This window comes from Candidatus Berkiella aquae (genome assembly GCF_001431295.2).
Taxonomy (GTDB): domain Bacteria; phylum Pseudomonadota; class Gammaproteobacteria; order Berkiellales; family Berkiellaceae; genus Berkiella; species Berkiella aquae.
On sequence record NZ_LKAJ02000001.1, the window covers coordinates 2,252,870 to 2,270,306 of the forward strand.

Below are 17,437 nucleotides of genomic sequence, written 5' to 3' on the forward strand. Positions count from 1 at the left end.
ACCTTACTTATTCTAATTCATACTCAAGATGATTTTCATGCATGACTTGAAATTGATGAACTCTCTCACGCATAGTCGCAATCACTTCTGTAGTCAATGCTAAACGTTTTGCATCGCAAAGATCTCCTCCTAAAAAGGAGGCCAATTGTCTTGCACTTCTTAACATTTTATCAAAGCTTTGCATAGCATCCATGGGGCCAGGCAGCATCATCCACATTAAAATCCCTGGGAAATTTTTATTCAGCATTTGATGATATTCAAAATTACCCGGCTCAATTAATGAAGCAACACTAAATAAAATGGCTTCCTTAGGATTATCATTAACGTGGCGGTGAAATATTTTGTGTTCACCATAATAAAATTGGTTGGCCTTTAATGCTGACAACAACATTGCACCGGTAAAGCGATTGCCTTGATGAGGCATAATACTCAATATAATAATTTCAGGCTTGATAGCGGGTGGCTCTGGTGATTTTTCTTTTGCAGGCAAATCCTCAGACTCTAACACGGGTAGCGCTTCGATAAGTTCAGGCAATACCGTTTCAGGCTCCGTAGCGAATAGATCAGGAAGCTCTGATTCAGCAGCTTCAGAATCAACCCATTCCTCATGCCTTGCTTCCTGCAATACTTTTTTACCTGCAGGTTCTTCATCATAATCATCCAGCAAAGGATCATGTCGCTCTTTGTATTGCGTTGCTTGTTTTGTGGTGATCGATTCAAATTCTTCTTGTAACGCAGCTTTGGTGTTCGCCTTTTTTCTAAACGTATTATAAAGGATAAAACCACCAAACACTAAGCCGATAATGAGCAACAACAACTGCAAATCAGTTTGCATTAATATTCTCCTTTATACTTGTGCCATCGATTTTGCTTCTTCAATGTCAACCGTTACTAAGCGTGAAACACCAGGCTCTCGCATGGTGACACCATGTAACTGTTCAGCCATTTCTATCGCAAGTTTATTGTGACTAATGTAAACAAATTGAATTGTACTAGACATTTCCCTTACCAAATTACAGAATCTGCCAACGTTACTATCATCTAACGGAGCATCAACCTCATCGAGCATACAAAATGGTGCAGGGTTCAATTCAAATATAGAAAACACCAACGCAACTGCAGTGAGTGCTTTTTCACCGCCGGATAATTGCGTGATATTAACATTCTTTTTGCCAGGTGGTTGTGCGGTAACCGTAATCCCCGTATCGAGCAAATCTTCGCCTGTCATCACAAGCTTTGCTTGCCCACCACCAAATAGTTTAGGGAATCTTTGCATGAACGTATTATTAATTTGATCAAAGGTTTCTTGGAACTTAGCACGTGTTTCTTTATCGATTTTTTTAATCGCATTATCCAGTGTGGTTAATGCTTCCGTTAAATCATTAAATTGGGAATCCAAATATTCTTTACGAGCTTGCGCGGCTTGAAATTCTTCAATTGCGGCTAAGTTAATGGCACCTAAGCGAGCAATTCTTTGTTCGATATCACCAAGTTGTGTCGTCCATTCTTCTTCGGTCGCATTTTCTGGAATGGTTGCCAAAATTTCTTCGATAGACTGTTCAATATTTTTTAATTTTTCCAAGGTGTTTTCACGACGAACTGACAAAGCTTGCCATGCCATCTTGGTGCTTTCTAAATGCTCTCGCATTTTGTTGATTTTTTGCTCATGAGCAGCTTGCCCTTGCTCAATTTCTCGCATACGTTGATCAAATTCAGCAGCAGCATCTCGAGTTTGACTTAATTCATCTTCAACAACTAAGCGTTTTTCAAGGAATGCTTCAAGATCTTCTTTATACTGCCCAATCGGTTCTTCGTTCCTTTCGAGCATTTCAGCAATATGCTCTACTTTATTTTTGGCATTTTCAATCTGCTGCTCGAAACGTTCAATATTCAATGTTAGTGCTTCGATTTGTGTTTTATAAGTTTGCACTTTCATTGCTAATTGATGGCCACGTTCGGTTGCTTCTTTGGCAACAGTCTTAGTATGGTGCACCGCTTCTTGCAATGAATCTTTTTGTTTAGCCAAATTTTCTTGTCTTTGTGTAAACTCAGACATCTTTTCAAGTGCTTCTTGCAAATGACTACGCGCAGTATTGATATCTTGCTGAGAAAGCTGCACAAATTCTTGGCATTCTGTTAATTCATGTTGAATTTGGTTGTATCGCTTTTGATTTTGCTCGATACGACTTTGCTTGATTCGTTTATCACTTTGATAGGTTGTCAATTCTTGCTGCAATGTGTTTTTTTGTTGCTGCAAGGATTCTCGAGAATCTTCAAATGTTTTAATGGCTTCTTCTGTGGTATCAATCTCAATTTGCAGCGTTTCCATTTGCTGCTGCATCACTTCCACATCTTGCATAAGTGTTTTAATTTTTTCAGCTCGCTGTAAAACACCTGCTTGATTAGCTTCTTGTTGGCTACGTACCTTTACCCAACCCTGACCAAACCACCAACCATCAGCTGTAATCAGTGTTTCATTCTCTTGAAGCGAAGCAAGTTGATTTTTTGCATCCGCTTTCGCATGGCAAACATGTACTTGATACAATGCAGAATATAAGCATGCTGGCAAATGTTCGCTATTTTCAACAAAATGAACTAAGCGCTTTTCTATATCGGGAAGATTTTTTCTCGAGCGATTTTCTTGCCATTCAACCAAGGTAATGCCATTACCCTCTAAAGTTTGCACATTATCAAGTGCAATCCAATTCGTTTGTTCAATGCCAACGGCTTCTAAGAATCCTTCTAACACGGTTTCAACGGCAATTTCCCAACCAGCTTTCACATTAAGCATTTGTGCTAAGTATTTAGGTTCATTAATCCCCTGCTCTCCTAGCCATGCTTTACGTGATTCTTGATTTTTACCCAAACTTGCTGCTTGCAAGGTTTGCAATGCCGATAATTGCCCTTCAGCACCATTTAATGTTTGGGATAATGTTTTGACTTGTTGACGTAATCCGCTCAGATTCGTTTGATGACGTTCTTTTTCGTGCACTTGTTCTTCAAGTGTTTCCAGCATTTCTTCTAGCTGTTGTTGTCCAACATCAAGCTTTTCATCCAAAATAATAATATCTTGCATATCTTGTTCACAAGAAAGCGGTTGCAATTGTGCATCCAAGCGGGTTTGTCTTTCTTGTGTTTGTTGAATTTGTCGCTCATATTGAGCAATTTTCATTTTTTCTGAATCTGCTTGCTTGCTTGGACCTTGGCTTATTTGTTGCAACTCTGCAACTTCATCACGCCACGCTTCTAATGCAAGTTCTGCTTGCTCTTGCATCTCTTGGCGCATTGCCGCTTGTTCATTGACTTCTTCATATTCAGGCAAAGCATCTTCTAAACGTTCTTGCAGATCAGCCAGTGTTTCTTGATCATGTGCCAATTGCATCTGCGTCGTCGCTAGCTGCTGCTCGGCTTCAATTTTATCTGCATTTAATTGTTGTCTACGTTCATGGTGGTGTTGTAGCAATTGCTCAATTTTAGCAATATCTGCACCAATACTATAAAAACGTTTTTGCACTTCATTTAATGCATCGGTGATTTCTGCATGATCTAAGCGATGTTTTTCATATTCTGTTTTCAGATGTTGTAAGCCAGCCTGCTCTGCTTCTAAAGCAGTCAGTGTTTCTCTGATTACTGTTTCATAAGATTTGATTTCTTCGTCCATGCGTTGCCAAGTCATTGCAGCCAATTGTGAGCTGAATTGCTTTTCTTGCGCCTTAAAGGACTGATATTTTTCTGCTGCTTGGGACTGGCGTTCTAAGTGACGTAATTGCTTATTGAGCTCTTCACGTAAGTCATTTAAGCGAGCTAAATTATCTTGAGTATGTGAAATACGATTTTCGGTTTCTCTACGTCGTTCTTTATATTTTGAGATGCCCGCTGCTTCTTCCACAAAAATACGAAGATCGTCTGGTTTTGCTTCAATTACGCGTGAAATCATGCCTTGTTCGATAATGGCATAACTACGAGGCCCCAAACCGGTACCTAAAAAGATATCGGTAATATCTTTACGACGACAACGTTGGCCATTTAAAAAATAATTGGACTGCCCATCGCGTGTAACTTGTCGTTTGATAGCGATTTCAGCATAAGAAGCATACTCACCACCTAACTTACCTTCTCTGTTGTCAAAAATCAGTTCAACCGTTGCTTGCCCAACAGGCTTTCTTCCTGAAGAACCGCTGAAAATAACATCGGTGATAGAGCCGCCGCGTAAATACTTGGCATTGGATTCACCCATTACCCATCGTACGGCATCGATGGTATTGGATTTACCGCAACCATTAGGCCCTACAACTGCGGATAAGTTACCCGTAAACGTGATGGTGGTGGGATCTACAAAGGATTTGAAACCCGCAATTTTAATCTTACTTAAACGCATTGTCTGTTACGCTCCAAACCAAGCGATAGCGATTGGCTCTCATACCTAAACCAGGTTAAACTTATTCTTACCCTAAATGGAATGATTATACCACGGTTAGGATATGAGTCAGGCTTCTTCTTCCGAATCATTGCTGAAAATTTTACTGGTTGAAAACAGTCGTACTGCCAGAGCGGTCCTTGTACGGGCGCTTGAAAGCCAAGGGTATCAGGTTGACACCGTTGCCAGCGGTACAGAAGCAATTGCAGCCATTCTAGAATCTGATTATCACCTTGTTATCATGGATGTTTTCTTACCTCAAATGAATGGTTATGAGGCTGCCCAAAATATTCGCTCCATAGAAAGTAATAAGTCTAACATACCACTGATTGCTTTCACTTCCAGCACAAGCGAACGAGACAAGAAAATATGTCTCGACGCAGGCATGGACGAATATATAATTAAGTCAGATGACAACAAGGAACTTTTCTCTGTTCTAGAAAAATACAAAAAGCGTTTAGAAGAAAAATAGCAAGTTTATTAACAAAAACCTCAACTTACCTCCAGTGAAGTGTTCAAACACACTTTCTCAAGATACTTTGCTAGCTGCCCTGATGGGCTATGTGTTTTAGGATCGAAAATTCGTTTATCCCCAATAAGCCAAAACCCCTTTTTCGCTCGCACTATCATGCGATAAAAATGTTGCTCCCCCCTATCAAAGAGAAACGGTCTTGGAGTACCTATCGTGTAAACGGGTGAAAAAATAACATAATCTGTTTGTGAAGGAGCGCTATCACGTAAACTATAAACAGCCCTATCAAGCCCTGCGTGGTGAAGCTTACGTAAAATCAGTTGTTGTTGTGCCACGGTAGCAGCAAATATTTGTACTTCTGATTGATATAGTGCCCCCGTTAGTAAACACTCAACAATGGCAGTAGCTTCAAGCTCATTGCTCCATTGATGTTGCGTATTCTTACTGCAAAATCCTCTCACATCTAAAAAATGAAAGCCATTTTTTTCAGAAAATACGGGTTCCTTAGGGGATGAGATTGCGCGCTTTTCACCGAGAAATTGACTCAGCTGAGTATGATAGTCGTTACTCAATGCAAGATTTTCTAACAGGATATTCGTATTGGCTAATGCCACCGTAAAAGCATTACCAATACTTTGTAACATCCCTTTGTAATGCATCTGTTCGATGATTTCTTCATCATGCAAATGATGTTTTACTAAAGCTTTTTCTTCAGCAACAGAACTGATGGCAGGTAATGATTCAATTTCTTTACTATCACCAACAAATAATGCTTGTTTAGCACAAGCCAAGTAAGGCATGATTTGTTGTGGCATAAAACGATGCGCCGAATCAATCACGACAAGATCATAATCCCCCTCAGGTTTTGGATTAATGCTCAGCCAATCTGGCTGATTTTTTTGCTGCTGCCAATACGTTAAAGTCATCGCAAATAATTTTTTTCCGGCAGCTAGCTGTACTGCTTGAAAATCATTGATGTCACTTAGTAAGAAACGATTTTTCCAATTATGCCAATTTTTTTCGTTATTTCGCTTCTGACTGATTAACTCTACGACTCTGACAATGGCTTGATGAATTCTTGTTCGTTTAGTTTTGCATTGACGAATTTTATCGCTCAAGGCTAACAACGCCGCTTTTTTGTTTTTGTCTTTGTAAATCACTTGCAAACATTTTGACAATAATGTTTTAGATTGATGAGTATCTTGCTGTGAAAAAAGATCTTGCATGATTTTTTCTAAAGATTCATCTTCTTGTTGCAGCTTTGCTAATAAATTCTCATTTTCATCTTCGTTGATGAAAGTGTGAGCGAGGGTAATATTTTTTACATAATCTTCATAAGCTTGATGTAATAATTCCCATGATACTAATGCTTCATCAGGCTTGATTTGAAATAAGGCTGCAAATGGCTCAGATTGTGGCGTTATCAGTGCAATCTTTGGCGCACGTTGATGCATTGCTGTTTGCTGTACTAACTTTGATGCTAACAAGGTCAATAAACAAGTTATTTTATCGCTACCTATCGGTGCCTGAAGCGCAAGAAGCTGTTCATTTGGTAGCGACAGCATGTGCAAAAGCGTAGTATAAGTATTTTGTGCTAATGGCGTATCACTCACTGCGCCACATAATAAATGTAACGCTGCATCATCCTCTTCATCTGCTTCAGTCTTTTGTACCTCTTCTAAATCGCAAAATTGTTGCAACAAAGGAGAGAGTCTTAATTGAGTGATTGCTGATTCTGGTAAAATCAATGATTCTTGACTCAGCAAGAAACCGCGTTCAGCCAATGCTTGCTGCCAAGAACTTTCACTAAAAGAATTTAATGCATCAATACAAGCGCCTATACAATCTGACCAATTTTGAAAAGCAACCTGATTATCTTCTGTTAAATACTCAAAGCGTAACCAATCATCAACTACCGAGCGTTCAGCAATAAAGGGACCATTTTGTGAATCGAATTGGTTTCCTGGTATCCAAGGCAGCACATTATCTGCTCTTACCGCAAGTTGCTTTTCTTGCAAAATGGCAGGGATCCAAAGTGGGATCCAATAAGTAGAATCCTGCCCTATTAAAACAAAGGGAGCCACCCATACGGCTTGTGAGTCTAAACTCGTCGCAACCTGTAAATGACCCGCTAGCATTTCTTCTCGTTGACACCGCCATGCTTGGGTTAATTGTTCTGGCAAAAGGGGTTGCTGATTGTAAGTCGTGTGCCACACACCTTCTTGCCAATAACGAATTAAGGATAAAGCGGATTGATTAACCAGCATGGTATTGCCTTCAATATTTTTATGATGGGTAAGCTTATCGAAAGGAAGCTGTGAAGGCTATAAAAAAAAACCACCTATAGAGGTGGTTTTTTCACTTTATTAATTTAGTAGGGTCTTGGTGCATTTCTTCGGGTATGCTGAAGATCATCACGTAATTTTTCTTCAGGATGTGGCACTGGAACAGGTACCAATTTTCCTGTTCTAGGATCAACACCATAGGCCATACCTGATTGATGTGGTTCGTGCTGGAATGCTGGGCCATTAACCAACTCACCTTGCTTTAATAACGTATAACCCAGCTCATTATTTTTTATGCCTGTGGTCAGTGCAGCGTAAGACATGTCATCTAACTTGCTAAAATCATCATATCTTTGGCAAATGCCAGCACTACGCAGGGGACCTTTTACACTCATTAATAAAACCTCTTTAGGGTAATTAACTTAATTACACAAATTATAATCGAATTTTGCAACAGTCGTCTAGTCGAGAAGTTCTCTCAAAAATTGTGTTTGCATTCATTCAGGACAATGCGAAAAATATTTTTGAGGGTGGTTTCTAGAATTTTTCCCAAATAGGCGATGCTTCTTCTTCAACGACGTTATCACGTTTGGCAAAAATACGTTGATGCTTTTCGACTTCTTTCTTGCGAGATTCACCAAAAGATTGTCGATTTTTATCATGATCACGTAAAAATTGATCGATTTCGCTGACGTAGCCTGTGCGTTGTATACTTTTAATTGCTTTATCAGTCATGAGTGTTTTTATCCTTAAGTTGTCGCGTAATAGGGATTCTCACCCATGCTATGATCAGTAACATCAATAACTGCGGTTATTTCAGGCAACTGTGACATTAATGTTTTTTCGATACCTTGTTTGAGTGTTACATCTGCCATACCACAGCCATGACAGCCACCACCAAATCGTAAAACAACTTCATTGTTAGGGGTAATTTCAACCAAGCTGACTCTACCACCATGACTTGCTAAATTAGGATTGATTTCATTATTTAAAATATAGTTAACCCTTTCTGATAAAGTGGAATCTTCTTCTGGTTTGGCCCCTCTTAAATTGGGCGCACTAATCGCTAATTGACCACCTAATGAATCTTTCTTGAAATCAATTTCGGCTGCTTCTAAAAAGGGCGCACTTGCTTTATCAACATACAAGGTAAAACCTGAAAGTGGTAAAGGAATATCTGTAGCGCGATGTTCGCCAGGTGGGCAAAAAGCAATACTGACATCCGCTTTTGGATGTCCTGGCTGATCTAAAAAGATGCGCAACCCCATGCCAGGCATTTCCTCTTTAGCAATCAGGTGATTAAAGTGCTCTTTAGCACTTTCGGTAACAAGGATTTGGGGTATATTCATCAAAATTTCCTGACTGCAAATAGAGAGTATTCTACTTGAAGTGACCTAGCCCATGCAAAACAGGCTGCACAACTAGGAGGGCTTTGTTATAATCGAATGCAGCCCACGATTGGGCAATGTCTCAGAATAATCGCCACGGAGAGTTAAATGGCTGACATGAATGTCTTGGATTTTCGATCTCAAGCAGAACAAATGATGCGAATCATTGAAGCGCGCCTGGAGGTTGGCCAACAAGCAGCGGCAATTGAATTTCTCATCCTTAAATTCAAAGCACTTTATGAGCAAGGTGTAGCAAGTGGCAGACTGTATGAAAAAGAAGGCATTTTCCCATATACCCCGTTTACTGAAAACCGTTAATATCCCCGCATTTTTATAATTTTGCTAACTATCTTTATGTGTCATACTTATCTTATTAGGTCATCACCTAAAAGGCAGTTGAAATGACAGATGAAGACAAAGCAAATCAAAACCCATTAAGCTTTCGTAATAACAAAATCAATAACGAAGAAAAACAGATACGTTTGCAAGAAAAAGAATCCTTAGAAAAAATGAATGACATGATAGGTTTTAGCAAACCGATACCTGATTCAATCAAGCTCAAACATCCTAAACCCGCTTTCACAGATGTGATTGATACCATGATTAACGCGGTTGCAAAGCTTTTACCCCCCTTAAAAAACCAGCCCAAAGACAAGAGCACTACCCCAAAGAAACAACCTTAATTTATTCTAGCTAACTACTCTTTTTGTTGGGGCGTGCTATAATCGCGCACAATGTAGTCGATGCCACAGGTAGTTAGTTGTTATGGCAATGTTATTTTCAGGCCAAATAAGAAAAGAGTCACCCAACGTGGATCAAGTACTTAAGCAAGCTGAAGCTGGCACACACCCAGATGCTTTACTCATTAAGAATGGACAGCAACTTGTCGCAACTATTCCAGATCGTGTATTAGCACCTTCTACAGCATCTAGCATTGAATTCGATCGTCAAGCAAACCACCTCATTACTTCTCTTAATAGCGCTGGCTCAAAGCCTAAAATTTAAGTAGTTACACTCGATAAATTTGAGTATTCCCTCTTTACAAGACTTAGTTATGTGGTAAGATAGCAAACATATTTAAGTTAGTTAGTTGGAAAATTTATGTCCACAACCTTTACACCAGGTGCTGATCGCCAAATTCAAACCTCAAGCAAGATCCCCGATTGCATTCTGATTGATCCAAGAGCTGTCCATCGTTTTTCATTGGCAGTAGGTGAAGTGTTAAATCGAGTTGAACAAGATGATGCACTTGCACTAAAAATCAAACGTCGTCCTTAAAATTCAGAGCTGAATGCTAAGCACCGTCGCTATTGCCACGGTGCTTGAAACATTAGTTAAGCAACATTTTGAACATGCTGCGTATCATAAATTGCATAGGCAATGAGTGCGCCGATTGCACAGACAGGTGCAAACTTGGGTATCACACTACCAACTAACATACCCGTGCTGAGTGAGAGAATACCGGCCGTGAGCGCATAGCCACTTAGCCCGTCTTCATAAATATCCTTAATATCTTGAATAAAATTTCCACCAGCGATTTGATGAGTTTCTTGAACGATAAGTTCGCGCATACAACACTACCTCTTTAAAACACTAAACAACTATTGCTTCCTTGTGAGGGCAATGCAAATTCATGCATTTCAATCATCTCTTTAACTTTTGTTATATCAGATGCAAAATACCGATCAACATCGTAAAAAGAAATGATCTGACGAATCTTATCATAAAACTTTTTTAAATGCGTAGTCTGTGGTTTTTGTTTTAGCAGATCGATCCCCTGACAAGCTGCTAGCAATTCAATCGCTACCACCGTCATGCTGTTATCTAGCATTTCATCTAAACGTCGTGCTGCAAAAGTTGCCATACTAACATGATCTTCTTGATTCATTGATGTTGGTATCGAATCAACACTCGCCGGATGTGCTAATACTTTATTTTCACTTACTAATGCCGCTGCTGTTACTTGTGCCAGCATAAATCCTGAATTTTCACCACTGGCATTCACAAGAAACGCAGGCAATCCTGAAAATGCAGGATCAAGTAGTAAAGCAGTTCTTCTTTCTGAAATCGTTGCTGTCGTTGCAATCGCAACAGCTAATGCATCAGCAGCAAATCCAACGGATTGTGCATGAAAATTACCACCTGAAATAATTTCTTTAGTCGTTGCAAACACCAATGGATTATCAGTAACCGCATTAACTTCTGCTTGTAAGATCCCTGCCGCATAACGCATTTGAGTTAAACAAGCACCTAATACTTGTGGTTGACATCTTAACGAGTAGGGATCTTGCACTTGATGTTTAGTCGATGTTGTCCCAATTGCTGTGTCTGTTAATAAGAAGGTAAGCATTCTTGCTATATCGATTTGTCCTTCATTCATACGTAGTTGATGAAGTCGCTGATCGAATGGATGTAAGTTTGCTTGCGTTGCAGTCAGAGAAAGTGCGCCAGCAACAATTGCTGCATCGATTAAGCGCTGACAACGAATGACAGCTCTTGCTAATAATGCGGTTGAAACTTGCGTCCCATTCAATAATGCAAGTCCTTCTTTAGGTGCTAAAGTTAATGGATGTAAACCCACTTCTTGCAAAACATCAGCAGACTGGCGAAGCTGATTTTGATACATCACTTCACCTTCACCTAGCAATGCTAAAGACATATGCGCTAATGGTGCTAAATCACCTGATGCACCGACTGAACCCTTTTCTGGAATGCAAGGATAAATAGCAGCATTATATAACGCAATCAACGCTTCAATGAGTTGCCAACTAACGCCTGAATAACCTTGAATTAATGAATTGATCTTTAACAGCATCACCAGACGTATACTTGCAGGTTCTAAATATTGACCCACACCACAGGCATGTGAAAGCACCAAATTCTTTTGCAATTGTGGTAAATGATCTTCTGGAATAACCACATTGGCTAATTTTCCAAATCCTGTGTTTATGCCATATGCAATTTTCTGATGAGAAACATATTCATCAACAACCGCCTTTGCCGCTAACACATTCTCTTTGCAACTAGCATCCAATAATAATGGTTGATGACTATCATAAGCTTTTTTCAGATCGGCAAGTGACAATTTACCGGCTTGTACTCTCAATGAAGCTGCCATCTCATTTCCTTAGCATGGGAAGATCTAAGTGAAAACGTTTTGCACATTCAACTGCTTCAGGAAAACCTGCATCAGCATGACGCATAACACCCGTTGCAGGATCGTTATGTAAGACACGACTAATTTTTTCTTTCGCTTGGGGCGTCCCATCTGCCACTATCACCATCCCTGCATGTTGAGAATAGCCCATCCCAACACCACCCCCGTGATGAAAACTGACCCATGATGCTCCACTTGCGCAATTTAATAATGCATTTAAAATAGGCCAATCAGAAATGGCATCAGAACCATCTAACATCGATTCTGTTTCACGTCTGGGACTTGCTACCGATCCCCCATCGAGATGATCACGCCCGATAGCAATAGGCGCACTTAACTCACCATTTGCTACCATCTCATTGAATGCTAAACCTAATTTGGCACGTTGTCCTAACCCTACCCAACAGATCCTAGCGGGTAGCCCTTGAAAAGGGATCTGTTTCGCCATGGTTAACCAATGACACAAGTCTAGATCATCTTTTAAAAGCGCTTTTACTTTTTCATCCGTTTTAGCAATATCAGCAGGATCGCCCGATAATGCAACCCAACGAAAAGGTCCTCTCCCTTGGCAAAATAAAGGTCGAATATAAGCAGGGACAAAGCCAGGGAAAGTAAAAGCTTCTTTAACTCCCATATCAAATGCCATTTGCCGTATATTGTTGCCATAATCAAAAGTCGGTATTCCAAGCTTAGTGAAGGCAAGCATCGCTTCTACTTGCTTTGCCATAGCTTGTTTTGCAGCATGAATGACTGTTTGCGGTTCACTAATACGTTTGCGTTGACACTCTTCGATAGACCATTCAGGCGGATAATAACCATTTAGGGGATCATGAGCGCTGGTCTGATCGGTTACTAAATCTGGCTTGATGCCTTTTGCTACCAATGCTGGATAAACCAAAGCCGCATTACCTAATAATCCGATTGAAATGGTTTCACCACGTTGATGCGCCATATTAACATGTTGTAATGCTTCATCGATTGTTTGGCAGGCAATGTCTAAATAGCCATTCTCTAATCGACGTTGAATTCGCTTGGGATCATATTCAACAGCAAGCAGTGACACACCGGCCATTTTAGCAGCAAGTGGCTGAGCCCCCCCCATTCCCCCAAGTCCTGCTGTTAGTATCCATTTATTTTGACCATCACCCTTGTAATGTTTTTTAAGCGCTTGCATAAACGTTTCATAAGTACCCTGGATAATTCCTTGGCTGCCAATATAGATCCATGAACCTGCTGTCATCTGCCCATACATCATGAGGCCTTTTTTATCAAGCTCATGAAAATCATCCCAAGTTGCAAAAGCGGGCACAAGATTGGAGTTGGCAATTAACACACGTGGCGCTTGAGAGTGTGTTTTAAATACACCTACTGGCTTTCCTGATTGAATAAGTAACGTTTCATCATCTTCCAAACGTTTTAGCACTTCAATGATTTTGTCGTAACAATCCCAATTACGTGCAGCACGGCCAATACCACCATAGACTATCAGTCGCTTTGCATCTTCAGCTACTTCATCATCTAAATTATTCATTAACAGACGTAAAGCTGCTTCTGTTTGCCATGATTTCGTATTTAACAGTTTACCACGAGGTGCTTTAATAGGATTCTCACGATAACGATTATCTGGCATAAGCAACTTTTCCCTGTTTAACGACTTTTTCACAGCAATTATCACCAAAATGATAAGCAAGTTCCGTAGGTGATTGGATATTCCATAAGACAAAATCCGCATCATACCCAATCGCTAATTTACCTTTGCAATGCGCTAAATTTAAGGCACTAGCTGCATGTAATGTCACCGCTTGTAAGGCTTCTAATGGTGTTAACTTAAATAATAAGCACCCCATATTCATCATCAGTAACAAAGAGGTTGTGGGTGAAGTACCTGGGTTACAATCTGTCGCTAGTGCCATAGGTACTTGATATTTTCGTAGTAGCTCAATAGGCGGCTTTTGATCTTGTTGTAAAAAATAATAAGCCCCTGGCAAAAGTACCGCCGTACAACCTGCTGATTTAAGTGCGATAACACCCGCTTCATCTAAATACTCTAAATGATCAGCACTCACGGCTTTGAATCTTGCAGCTAAATGCGCGCCTTCTCCCCGCGATAATTGTTCAGCATGCACTTTAATAGGCATGTTATTTTGCTTTGCAAATGTGTATAAAGATTCCAACTCTATCGCAGAAAATGCTCCAGTTTCACAAAATCCATCAACAGCATCGACTAACCCTTCTTGCAGCAATAAAGGCAACACATTGTCAACTAATTCCCTAATATATTGCTGTTTATTCTCAAATTCAGAAGGTAAAACATGAGCGCCAAGAAAAGTGTTTTGAATCGTGACAGGAAAATTCTCAGATAGGGCTCTAGCGACTTGTAATATCTTGCGTTCTGCTTCTAACTGCAATCCATATCCTGATTTGATTTCAACTGTTGTCACCCCCGCTTCTAGCATTTGCTGCAGACGTTTAGCAGCAGCTTCATAAAGAACGGTAAAATTTGCCTCGCGGGTAGCCGCCACCGTTGTTAAAATTCCCCCTTTTTTAACACCCTGTAATCGCGCTTCAAATTCACTTACCCGATTGCCGCTATAGACTAAATGGGTATGGCAATCAATAAGTCCTGGCGTAATAAAATGACCATTTGCTGAATGAATTTCAGCCTGCTTAGTGAAAGCATTTGGCAATGCTTGCTCAGGACCAACCCAAATTATTTTTCCCTGTTCAACAACAATGGCACCCTTTTCAATCAATCCATAATCTGAATAGGAGTTCATCGTTATGAGGGTAGCATCTTGCCAAATTGCGTATTGCACCATTACATTTTACCTTTGCTGATAACGGTATAAAAACTCGGCAATACATTGTGCTCCCAACTTTGCTGTCAATCCTTGCTGATCATACGCTGGGGCTAATTCAACAATATCAAATAAAACCGTTTTTTTAGATGCCGCTAAGATCTGTAACAGTGGCATCACTTGATAAGGCATTAAGCCTGCTGGAGATACGGCACTTACACCCGGTGCAAATGCTGCCGAAAAAACATCCATACATAAACTGACATATAAAGCATCATGCGATTGAATGATATTTTCAACAAATTGAATTGCTTTATTGCTTGTGGCATAGATTTCTTCATAACTTAAATATTGTACCTGCCATTTTTTGGCCGTTTCAAATAAGAAATGGGTATTACTTGCCTTATTAATACCTAAGCAATAGTAATGAAAAGCTAAATTATTATTCAAGCGATTTTGCGCAATTTGTAAAAATGAAGTCCCAGAAGTTCCTTGGGAATTTTCAAGCATTGGACGCATATCAAAATGCGCATCAAAATTTAATATTGCTATATTTTGACGAGCAACCGATTGACGTAATCCTAAATAACTACCCCATGCTGTCTCATGCCCGCCTCCTAATATCAAAGGAAAAGCACCCTTCGCTATAATCGCTTCTACTGCCTGCGCTAAATGCTGCTGAGCATTTTCTAAATTTCCATCCAAGCAATTGATATCACCCACATCAATAAGATGCAGGGCAAAAGCATTATCATGTAGGGGGTAATTGGCAAGCGCTTTTCTTAATGCTTTTGGTGATGACGCTGCACCAACACGACCTTGATTACGGCGAACGCCTTCATCACAAGCAAATCCCAAAAAAACAATGGTTGGTTGTTCTGTTGGTAACAGACTCATGAAAAAAGCATCAAGACTTTTACATTTAACTGCTTGATAAAAACGTGCAAAAGGTTCTGCAGAATCTACTCGTCCTTCCCAATCTTCTTGATTAGGAAAAGAATAGTTTTTATCACTAAATTTGGGATATTTGTGCATGAATTTCATGCTCAACTTGTGAACGTGCTTCTGCTAAAGCCTGAGGCGTTACTTTATCTTGTAATTTATTTTTATAGACGTTGCTCAATTGCGATCCTTGTTTAGCAGCACGCTCAAGCCATGCAACGGCTTGCGGTATATTCGCTTTGATTCCAGTTCCATTAGCAAGTGCTAAACCTAATTTATATTGCGCCTGTGAATGACCTTTCGCTGCTGCTTTTTTATACCACTCTAACGATTTTTGTGGATCTCTTTCAACGCCTGTGCCTTTTTCATAAAAAAAAGCCATCCGCATTTGTGCTGCCAATAAACCATTTTTAGCGGCTTTCTCATAATACTCAAAGGCGGTTTTATGATTTTTTTCGACCCCTCGGCCTTTGCTATATAAACCACCTAATCGATAATCAGCTAATGGTTCTCCCAATTCGCTGGCTTTTTGGTAGTATTTAATTGATTGCGCAATATCATGATTTACGCCACGCCCAAAATAATAAAGATCACCTAATTGTACAAGGGAAGCAGAATTACCCTGTTTAGCTTGCATTTTTACAGTATCGATTTCTGCCTTAGATAAAGCTGCGACTCTCGGATATGACTCAGTAGACAAGCTTATTGTGGGGTAGCTGCATAAAAGAGCGATGATAATAAGTGGCATCCTAGACATCATGGCAAATTCCTCTTTGCAATCGTCAGAAAAATGGTTACTCCATCGTGAAGAGTACTCTCCATGCTACGATGGAGGGGAAAACAAAGTAAAGAAGTTTTCAGTCGTTTTTTGGGCAATTGTCTCAATTGTTTCCCCACGAAGTCCTGCAATATACTCAGCAACATGACATACATAACCTGGTAAATTAGGCTTACCACGATGGGGTACCGGCGCTAAATAAGGTGAATCCGTTTCAATAAGCATACGATCTAAAGGGACTTTCTTTGCAACCGCTTGCAATTCAGTGGCGTTTTTAAATGTCACAATACCTGAAAAGGAAATATAGAATCCCAGATCGAGCGCTTGTTGCGCTGTCTCCCAATCTTCGGTAAAACAATGCATCACACCACCTACTTTCTTCGCATCATGCGATGCTAACATTGCAATGGTATCTTCTTTTGCCTGACGTGTATGAATAATAAGTGGCTTTGATAATTGACGTGCACATTCAATATGTTGCACGAAACGATCTTGCTGCCATTTTTTATCGCCTTCTAAACGATAATAATCAAGCCCTGTTTCACCAATTGCAATAACACGTGAGTTAGAAGCAAGCTCAATCAGCTCTTTTGCACTAATAGCTTTATTTGGCATTTCATTGGGATGAAGGCCAACGGAAATAAATACATTGTGATGCAACGCAGAAATTTTCATGAGTTCAGGATGATCATCTAACGTCACAGCGACACATAAAAAATGTTCAACGCCTCGTTCTTTTGCGTGCAATATTGCATCATCAACGTTATCGAGCATGTTTAAATGACAATGTGAATCTACATATACTCTTTGCATTTGAATGTTTTGATCTTATTACAATGTATGTGTCGGACGTTCTGATTTTAAAGCACCGGCCAGGTAGGTTTCAATTTTATTGCGTGCTTTTATACCTTCTTCGCCTTGAAATTGTACCCCAACGCCAGCAGCTCGATTTCCTTGTGCCCCACTTGGCGTAATCCAAACCACTTTAGCTGATAATAGAATTTTCTCTGTTTCTTCCATTAAATTAAGGTACATATTAATTTCATCCCCTAATTCATAGCGCTTGTTGGTTGGGATAAATAAGCCACCTCGTTTAATAAAAGGCATATATGTCGCATAAAGTACTGCTTTATCGCGAATTGTCAAAGAAAGAACATTCGCTTTGGGTTTAGCGTTTCCTTCTTGATCCATCGATAAATT

At 39.9% G+C, this 17,437-nt stretch carries 19 protein-coding genes; 5 read left to right on the forward strand and 14 right to left on the reverse strand.

Annotated features, from left to right (window positions below; all coding sequences use genetic code 11):
- Positions 1 to 7 precede the first annotated feature (7 nt).
- Positions 8 to 835, reverse strand: coding sequence for a cell division protein ZipA (zipA, locus tag HT99x_RS09965; RefSeq protein ID WP_075067151.1), 828 nt, complete (start codon positions 833 to 835; stop codon positions 8 to 10).
- Between the two features lie 12 nt (positions 836 to 847).
- Complete coding sequence (gene smc, locus HT99x_RS09970) at positions 848 to 4,378, reverse strand: chromosome segregation protein SMC (RefSeq protein ID WP_259566265.1); 3,531 nt, start codon at positions 4,376 to 4,378, stop codon at positions 848 to 850.
- Between the two features lie 103 nt (positions 4,379 to 4,481).
- Between smc and HT99x_RS09975 the strand changes: the two genes are divergently transcribed.
- Entirely contained in the window at positions 4,482 to 4,889 is a 408-nt protein-coding gene (locus HT99x_RS09975; RefSeq protein WP_075065056.1) for a response regulator, read from the forward strand.
- Between the two features lie 20 nt (positions 4,890 to 4,909).
- Here the strand turns inward: HT99x_RS09975 and HT99x_RS09980 are convergent, their stop codons facing one another.
- From HT99x_RS09980 to HT99x_RS09995, 4 genes are all read right to left on the reverse strand, one after another.
- Positions 4,910 to 7,156, reverse strand: coding sequence for a DNA2/NAM7 family helicase (locus tag HT99x_RS09980; protein WP_075065055.1), 2,247 nt, complete (start codon positions 7,154 to 7,156; stop codon positions 4,910 to 4,912).
- Positions 7,157 to 7,260: 104 nt separating this feature from the next.
- A complete protein-coding gene (locus HT99x_RS09985) occupies positions 7,261 to 7,569 on the reverse strand; it encodes a hypothetical protein (RefSeq protein ID WP_075065054.1) in 309 nt (102 codons plus the stop codon).
- A gap of 142 nt (positions 7,570 to 7,711) precedes the next feature.
- Positions 7,712 to 7,909, reverse strand: a complete 198-nt coding sequence (locus HT99x_RS09990) for a CBU_0585 family protein (protein ID WP_075065053.1) — start codon at positions 7,907 to 7,909, stop codon at positions 7,712 to 7,714.
- A 14-nt stretch (positions 7,910 to 7,923) separates the two neighbouring features.
- Entirely contained in the window at positions 7,924 to 8,523 is a 600-nt protein-coding gene (locus HT99x_RS09995) for a NifU family protein (protein ID WP_075065052.1), read from the reverse strand.
- Positions 8,524 to 8,670: 147 nt separating this feature from the next.
- Here HT99x_RS09995 and HT99x_RS10000 point away from each other — a divergent pair, with 147 nt between their 5' ends.
- From HT99x_RS10000 to HT99x_RS10015, 4 genes are all read left to right on the forward strand, one after another.
- On the forward strand, positions 8,671 to 8,880 hold the full coding sequence (locus tag HT99x_RS10000) for a hypothetical protein (protein WP_075065051.1): 210 nt from the start codon (positions 8,671 to 8,673) through the stop codon (positions 8,878 to 8,880).
- Between the two features lie 83 nt (positions 8,881 to 8,963).
- Complete coding sequence (locus tag HT99x_RS10005; RefSeq protein WP_075065050.1) at positions 8,964 to 9,245, forward strand: hypothetical protein; 282 nt, start codon at positions 8,964 to 8,966, stop codon at positions 9,243 to 9,245.
- Positions 9,246 to 9,327: 82 nt separating this feature from the next.
- On the forward strand, positions 9,328 to 9,567 hold the full coding sequence (locus HT99x_RS10010) for a hypothetical protein (protein WP_075065049.1): 240 nt from the start codon (positions 9,328 to 9,330) through the stop codon (positions 9,565 to 9,567).
- A 96-nt stretch (positions 9,568 to 9,663) separates the two neighbouring features.
- Positions 9,664 to 9,840, forward strand: coding sequence for a hypothetical protein (locus HT99x_RS10015; RefSeq protein WP_158003343.1), 177 nt, complete (start codon positions 9,664 to 9,666; stop codon positions 9,838 to 9,840).
- Between the two features lie 56 nt (positions 9,841 to 9,896).
- Here HT99x_RS10015 and HT99x_RS10020 read toward each other — a convergent pair whose 3' ends face one another.
- The 8 genes from HT99x_RS10020 to HT99x_RS10055 form a co-directional block, all read right to left on the reverse strand.
- Positions 9,897 to 10,133, reverse strand: a complete 237-nt coding sequence (locus HT99x_RS10020) for a hypothetical protein (protein WP_075065048.1) — start codon at positions 10,131 to 10,133, stop codon at positions 9,897 to 9,899.
- 14 nt (positions 10,134 to 10,147) lie between these two features.
- Complete coding sequence (hutH, locus tag HT99x_RS10025) at positions 10,148 to 11,680, reverse strand: histidine ammonia-lyase (RefSeq protein WP_075065047.1); 1,533 nt, start codon at positions 11,678 to 11,680, stop codon at positions 10,148 to 10,150.
- A gap of 1 nt (position 11,681) precedes the next feature.
- A complete protein-coding gene (gene hutU, locus HT99x_RS10030) occupies positions 11,682 to 13,355 on the reverse strand; it encodes a urocanate hydratase (protein ID WP_445971444.1) in 1,674 nt (557 codons plus the stop codon).
- Positions 13,339 to 14,535 carry an imidazolonepropionase gene (hutI, locus tag HT99x_RS10035; RefSeq protein WP_445971445.1) on the reverse strand — a complete coding sequence of 399 codons (1,197 nt, stop codon included), beginning with the start codon at positions 14,533 to 14,535 and terminating at the stop codon, positions 13,339 to 13,341. The genes hutU and hutI overlap by 17 nt, the downstream gene beginning before the upstream one ends.
- Positions 14,536 to 14,544: 9 nt before the next feature.
- Positions 14,545 to 15,552, reverse strand: coding sequence for a formimidoylglutamase (hutG, locus tag HT99x_RS10040; protein WP_075065085.1), 1,008 nt, complete (start codon positions 15,550 to 15,552; stop codon positions 14,545 to 14,547).
- On the reverse strand, positions 15,530 to 16,219 hold the full coding sequence (locus tag HT99x_RS10045) for an SEL1-like repeat protein (RefSeq protein WP_083482762.1): 690 nt from the start codon (positions 16,217 to 16,219) through the stop codon (positions 15,530 to 15,532). The genes hutG and HT99x_RS10045 overlap by 23 nt, the downstream gene beginning before the upstream one ends.
- A gap of 63 nt (positions 16,220 to 16,282) precedes the next feature.
- Complete coding sequence (locus HT99x_RS10050; protein WP_259566282.1) at positions 16,283 to 17,050, reverse strand: TatD family hydrolase; 768 nt, start codon at positions 17,048 to 17,050, stop codon at positions 16,283 to 16,285.
- 18 nt (positions 17,051 to 17,068) lie between these two features.
- Positions 17,069 to 17,428 carry a PilZ domain-containing protein gene (locus HT99x_RS10055; RefSeq protein WP_075065084.1) on the reverse strand — a complete coding sequence of 120 codons (360 nt, stop codon included), beginning with the start codon at positions 17,426 to 17,428 and terminating at the stop codon, positions 17,069 to 17,071.
- Between the last annotated feature and the right edge of the window lie 9 nt (positions 17,429 to 17,437).